We start from the raw sequence: 6,142 nt of genomic DNA, 5'->3' as shown, positions 1-6,142 counted from the left end.
GTTCAGCGCGGGTGGTCAGGAGGTGTCGGCGTCGGGGTGGGCGGCGCGCCAGCGGGCGATGACCGGCTGGGCCTCCTCTTGGGTGAGGAGCCCGATCTCGCGGCGGATGCGCTCGATCAGCACCTCGATCGGCTGATCCAGGAAATCGTCTTCGACCTCGGCGAGCTCGAGCTGGCGCTCGAGGCGGCCGAGCAGCAGCTCGACCTCGCCGTCCTCATCGTCCGGGTCCTCGGCTTCCGTCCAGGCGAGCCGGGCGACCGCGGCGCGCGCCCTGGCCGCCTTGGCCTTCACCGCCGCCTTGCGGGCTTCCTCGACCTCAGCCTCCGCCTCCCGCTCGAAACGGGCCTTGTCGCGCAGGAGCCGGGCCTCCAGCGCCATCGACTGGCGCACGCCTCGGCCCACCCGGTGGAAGTCGCCGGAGAGCCGGCCCTTGACGTCCGGGTCCGTCGCGGCGAGGGCCGTGGCCTGCAGGTCGCGGGCGAGCGCGATCCCGAGCTCGGTCAGCTCCTTCAGCACGCCGGCGTGCCGCTCGGCCATTTCCGCCCGTTCCGACATGAACAAAAGTAGAACATATTCGCCCCCGGGAGTCAAGCAATTCGCGGCGTCACCCGCGGCGCGCGGACCAGGAGAACGTCAGCCAACCGGGTGGAAACCGCACCCTGCGGGCTCGCGCGGAAGTCCGCAACGGGTCGAAATAGGCGCCCTTGGCATCCAGGCGGCGCCGGACTTGGGCGGGCCGCCGACAAAGAAGAACCGGGTCTCATCGTCCAGCATCACGGCCGACTCTCCACCATCGAGCGCTGCGTGTCAGCGCCGGCGCGCGGCCGCATCGCCGCGGAAGCTCCGCCGGGCCGCGGCGGCGCCCAGGAGCGCCAGGACGGCGAAGGCGACGGCGTCCCAGCCGGCCATGGAGAGGCCGATGAACCGCCAGGGCGCCTCGTCGCAGCGGGGCGCCCTGGTCATCTCGCCGTGCATGGCGCGGGCGATGTCGGCGGCGGTCACGGTGGACGCGCCGGAGCAGCTTTCGGGCGCCGACCAGAGCTTCCACTCGGCGCCGGCCTGTTGCACGGCGATCGCCGCGCCCGCCAGGAAGATCAGGACGAGCAGGGCCTCGATCCACGGCGTGAGCCGCCAGCCGGGGGCGAAGCGCGCGCTCACCAGGCCGATCAGGGCGACCAGGGCGGCCGACCAGTAGGCGTCCCTCTGCTGCAGGCACAGGTGGCAGGGCTCCAGCTTGCCGATCAGCTCGAAGCCATGGGCGACCGCCAGCAGCGCGAGACTGGCCGCGAGCGCGACGACCAGCCAGCGGCGAAGAAGCAGCTCGATCAGCGTCATGCCGAAGCCTTAGCCGCGCTTCCCGGCTGCCGCCAGCCTCGTGCATCGGCGTATCGCGGGCCTACGAAAAAGTAACTTGGCGCCGATCTTAACACTGTTATCTTAGCGATGCTCAGTTCCTGTGCGCCGTCGGAGGGGATAACCGGCGGCGAGGCTGCAGGCGCTGGGCCGCGGCCCGATCCCGGGCGGCGCCTCCCCGAACCTGCTGGAGGGCTTTGCATGAAGCTCCATACCCTTGCGGCCGCCTGCGCCGCGCTCCTCTCCCTGTCCGCCACCGCCGCCTTCGCGAGCGATCCGGTCACCGCCAAGCTGCAACAGCCGCTGGCGCAGCCGACCAAGTTCATCGCCGGCGGCGCGGTGTTCGTCTGCGAAGCCGACGCCTGCGTCGCGCGGGCGGCGGTGTCCAACACCTACTCGGTCGACACCTGCAAGGCGATCGCCGCCAAGGTGGGGCCGGTCGCCGGCTTCAGCGACCGCCGCCAATTCAGCGCCGAGCGGCTCAGCGCCTGCAACGCCCAGGCCGCGAAAGCCGGCGCGAGCGAGAACCTCGCCAGCGTGAAGTAAGCTCTCCCCAGAAGCTCTCTCATCGAGCTCCGCCCCTTGGGGCGCCGGATCCTCTGGCGCCCTCTTTTTTTGCGCCGACCGCGGGCCTCGCGCGGAGTCCGTCGCCGCCGGCCCTCACAACGCTTGTGAGCATTCCGCCGCGGCGCCTCGTCCCCCTTCTGTTGCGGCGCGAAAGGGCGCGTGCTATCAGGCGCGCGGCTTAGGGCAGGGGGTCATATCGGACCTCGGGTCCGGCGTGATTTTTCCAAGCGCTTTCAAGCCTCTAAGCTGCAGTGGCGACGTCGCGGCGGCTTATCCATACCGACCGGACGGAAGAGTTAGGTGGCCGACGAATCCAACGTGTCGACTGTGGCGGGCCGATACGCCCTCGCGCTGTTCGACCTCGCGAGCGAACAGAACGGCGTGGCGGCCGTCGAAGCCGACCTCAGGTCGCTGAAGGCGGCCCTGGCCGAGAGCCGCGATCTGCGCACTCTGGTCGGCTCGCCGGCGTTCGGCGCCCACGACAAGGCCAAGGGACTCGCCGCCCTGGCCGAGCGCGGCCAATTCAGCCCGACCACCCGCAAGTTCCTCGGCCTCCTGGCCGCCAACGGGCGGGCCTCGGCCCTGGCCGATGTGATCCGCGCCTTCGAGGCGCTCGCCGCCAAGGCGCGCGGTGCGGTCTCCGCCGAGGTCACGACCGCCGTGCCGCTCTCGGCGGCCCAGACCAGGGGCGTCGCCGCGGCGCTTCGCCAGGCGCTCGGCAAGGAGCCCGAGATCGCCAGCCGGGTCGATCCCGCGATCCTCGGGGGCATCCGCGTCAAGATCGGCTCCCGCCTGTTCGACGCTTCGCTCCGCTCGAAGCTCGACTCACTGAAATTCGCCCTGAAGAGAGCGTAAGCCCATGGACATCCGCGCCGCCGAGATCTCGGCCATCCTGAAGTCGCAGATCGCCAATTTCGGCGAGGAAGCCGACGTCTCCGACGTCGGCCAGGTGCTCTCGGTGGGCGACGGCATCGCGCGCGTCTTCGGCCTCGACAACGTCCAGGCCGGCGAGATGGTGGAGTTCCCCTCCGCCGGCGTAAAGGGCATGGCGCTCAACCTCGAGCGCGACAACGTGGGCGTGGTGATCTTCGGCGAGGACCGCGCGATCGCCGAGGGCGACGAGGTCCGCCGCCTCTCCGAGATCGTCGACGTGCCGGTGGGCAAGGGCCTGCTCGGGCGGGTGGTCAATCCCCTCGGCGAGCCGATCGACGGCAAGGGCCCGATCACGAATGTGGCCGAACGTCGCCGGGTCGACGTCAAGGCCCCCGGCATCATCCCGCGCAAGTCGGTGCACGAGCCCGTGCAGACCGGCCTGAAGGCGATCGACACCCTGATCCCGATCGGCCGCGGCCAGCGCGAGCTGATCATCGGCGACCGCCAGACCGGCAAGACCGCCGTGGCGCTCGACACCATCCTCAACCAGCGCAGCGTCAACGCCACCGGCGACGAGAGCCAGAAGCTCTACTGCATCTACGTGGCGGTGGGTCAGAAGCGCTCGACGGTCGCCCAGATCGTCAAGACGCTCGAGGAGCGCGGCGCGCTCGACTACACCATCGTGGTCTCCGCCACGGCGTCGGAGCCCGCGCCGCTGCAGTTCCTGGCGCCGTTCGCCGGCTGCGCCATGGGCGAATGGTTCCGCGACAACGGCATGCACGCGGTGATCATCTATGACGACCTCTCCAAGCAGGCGGTGGCCTACCGGCAGATGTCGCTGCTGCTGCGCCGCCCGCCGGGCCGCGAGGCCTATCCGGGCGACGTCTTCTACCTGCACTCGCGCCTGCTGGAGCGCGCGGCCAAGCTCAACGAGGACAACGGCGCGGGCTCGCTGACCGCGCTGCCGGTGATCGAGACGCAGGCCAACGACGTCTCGGCCTACATCCCGACCAACGTGATCTCGATCACCGACGGGCAGATCTTCCTGGAGACCGACCTGTTCTTCCAGGGCATCCGCCCGGCGGTGAACGTCGGCATCTCGGTCAGCCGCGTCGGCTCCTCGGCGCAGATCAAGGCGATGAAGGCGGCCTCCGGGCCGATCAAGGGCGAGCTCGCCCAGTACCGCGAGATGGCCGCCTTCGCGAAGTTCGGCTCCGACCTCGACGTCGCCACCCAAAGGATGCTGGCGCGCGGCGAGCGGCTGACCGAACTCCTCAAGCAGCCGCAGTACGCGCCGCTGGCCGTCGAGGAGCAGGTGGCGGTGATCTACGCCGGCACCCGCGGCTACCTCGACCGAGTGGCTACCGCCGACGTCAGCCGGTGGGAGCGCGAGCTGCTGTCGTTCCTGCACGCCAAGCACCAGGACGTGCTGGACGACATCCGCATCAAGAAGGACCTGGGCCCGGTCGAAGATCGGCTGAAGGGCGCGCTCGCGGCCTTCTCCGAGACCTTCGCCTGACGCAGCCGGGAGGAGCCGAGCAGCCGGCATGGCCAGCCTGAAGGACATGCGCAATCGGATCGGAAGCGTGAAAGCCACGCAGAAGATCACCAAGGCGATGCAGATGGTCGCCGCGGCCAAGCTGCGCCGCGCGCAGGACGCCGCCCAGAGCGCGCGTCCCTACGCCGCGCGCATGGCCGCGGTGATCGCCAACCTGGCCGCCGGCGTCTCCGGTCCGGGCGCGCCGCGGCTGCTGGCCGGCACGGGATCCGACCGGCGGCACCTGATCGTGGTGGCGACCGCCGACCGAGGGCTGGCCGGCGGCTTCAACTCCTCCATCGCGCGCGCCGCGCGGGAGCGGATCGCGAGCCTGCTGTCCGAGGGCAAGGAGGTCCGCATCATCCCGGTCGGGCGCAAGGCGCGCGACCAGCTGCGCCGGCTCTACGGCGACCGCTTCGCCGCGGTGTTCGAGGCCGGCGGCAGTCCATCGCTCGGCCGCGCCGAGGAGGTCGCCGGCAAGGTCCGCGAGATCTTCGAGGCCGGCGAGACCGACGTGGTGAGCCTCTTCTACTCGCGGTTCCGCTCGGTGGTGAGCCAGACGCCAACGCTCAGGCAGCTGATCCCCGCCGAGGTGGAGGCGGGCGGCGCGCCGCTCGACCTCAAGGGCGCTTCCTACGAATACGAGCCGGACGAGGAGACCATCCTCGAATCGCTGCTGCCGCGGAACATCACCACTCAGATCTTCGCCGCCATGCTGGAGAACCAGGCCGGCTTCTTCGCCTCGCAGATGACGGCCATGGACAACGCCACCCGCAACGCCGGCGACATGATCGCCAGCCTCACCCTGCAGTACAACCGCACCCGCCAGGCGCAGATCACCAAGGAGCTGATCGAGATCATCTCCGGCGCCGAGGCGCTCTAGGAACAAACCCATGTCAGAAGCCGTCGCCAAGAAACCCCGCCGCACCGCCGCCAAGACCGCGAGCGCCCCGCCAGCGCCGGCCGTCAAGGGCGTCGCCACCGGACGCATCGTCCAGGTGATCGGCGCCGTCGTCGACGTCGAGTTCGAGGGCCATCTGCCGTCGATCATGAACGCGCTCGAGACCAGCAACACCGACCAGCGGACCGGCGCGCCGTTCCGCCTGGTGCTCGAGGTCGCCCAGCACCTGGGCGAGAACACCGTGCGCACCATCGCCATGGACACCACCGAAGGCCTGACCCGCGGCCAGCCGGTGGCCGACACCGGCGGCCCGATCACCGTGCCGGTGGGCCCGGCGACGCTCGGTCGGATCATGAACGTGATCGGCGAGCCGATCGATGAGGCCGGCCCGATCGTCAGCGACCACGTCAGCTCCATCCACCGCGAGGCGCCGGCGTTCGCCGACCAAGCCACCTCGCGGGAGATCCTGGTCACCGGCATCAAGGTGATCGACCTGCTCTGCCCCTACACGCGCGGCGGCAAGATCGGCCTGTTCGGGGGGGCCGGCGTCGGCAAGACCGTGACCATGCAGGAGCTGATCAACAACATCGCCAAGGCCTACGGGGGCTATTCGGTGCTGGCCGGGGTGGGCGAGCGGACCCGCGAGGGCAACGACCTCTACCACGAGATGATCGAGTCCAACGTCAACGTCGATCCGCGCAAGACCGGCTCGGCGGAAGGCTCCAAGTGCACGCTGGTCTACGGCCAGATGAACGAGCCGCCGGGCGCGCGGGCGCGGGTGGCCCTCACCGGCCTCGCCCAGGCGGAGTACTTCCGCGACCAGGAGGGCAAGGACGTGCTGCTCTTCGTGGACAATATCTTCCGTTTCACCCAGGCCGGCGCGGAAGTCTCCGCGCTCCTGGGCCGCATCC

6 protein-coding genes and 1 pseudogene are annotated in these 6,142 nt (G+C 70.2%); 5 read left to right on the top strand and 2 right to left on the bottom strand.

Annotated elements, in window-relative coordinates:
• Positions 1-15: 15 nt before the first annotated feature.
• Complete coding sequence (locus Q0W60_RS17025) at positions 16-537, bottom strand: hypothetical protein (RefSeq protein WP_297697276.1); 522 nt, start codon at positions 535-537, stop codon at positions 16-18.
• Positions 538-807: 270 nt separating this feature from the next.
• Entirely contained in the window at positions 808-1,335 is a 528-nt protein-coding gene (locus Q0W60_RS17020) for a disulfide bond formation protein B (protein ID WP_297697275.1), read from the bottom strand.
• 219 nt (positions 1,336-1,554) lie between these two features.
• On the opposite strand from Q0W60_RS17020, the gene Q0W60_RS17015 reads away from it, so the two are divergent.
• The 5 genes and pseudogenes from Q0W60_RS17015 to Q0W60_RS16995 form a co-directional block, all read left to right on the top strand.
• Positions 1,555-1,899: a hypothetical protein gene (locus Q0W60_RS17015; RefSeq protein WP_297697274.1), complete on the top strand. Its 345-nt coding sequence runs from the start codon at positions 1,555-1,557 to the stop codon at positions 1,897-1,899.
• A 321-nt stretch (positions 1,900-2,220) separates the two neighbouring features.
• Positions 2,221-2,775, top strand: coding sequence for a F0F1 ATP synthase subunit delta (locus tag Q0W60_RS17010; protein ID WP_297697273.1), 555 nt, complete (start codon positions 2,221-2,223; stop codon positions 2,773-2,775).
• 4 nt (positions 2,776-2,779) lie between these two features.
• Positions 2,780-4,312, top strand: coding sequence for a F0F1 ATP synthase subunit alpha (gene atpA / locus Q0W60_RS17005; RefSeq protein ID WP_297697272.1), 1,533 nt, complete (start codon positions 2,780-2,782; stop codon positions 4,310-4,312).
• 28 nt (positions 4,313-4,340) lie between these two features.
• Positions 4,341-5,213 (top strand): F0F1 ATP synthase subunit gamma, encoded by an 873-nt coding sequence (locus Q0W60_RS17000; RefSeq protein WP_297697271.1) that lies wholly within the window; start codon positions 4,341-4,343, stop codon positions 5,211-5,213.
• Between the two features lie 10 nt (positions 5,214-5,223).
• Positions 5,224-6,142, top strand: a pseudogene (locus Q0W60_RS16995) (F0F1 ATP synthase subunit beta); the annotation flags it as partial.

Origin of the sequence: Phenylobacterium sp. (genome assembly GCF_025934275.1) — a bacterium.
In the GTDB taxonomy this organism is placed as follows: Bacteria; Pseudomonadota; Alphaproteobacteria; order Caulobacterales; family Caulobacteraceae; genus Phenylobacterium.
This window is presented reverse-complemented; position numbering and strand designations above follow the sequence as displayed.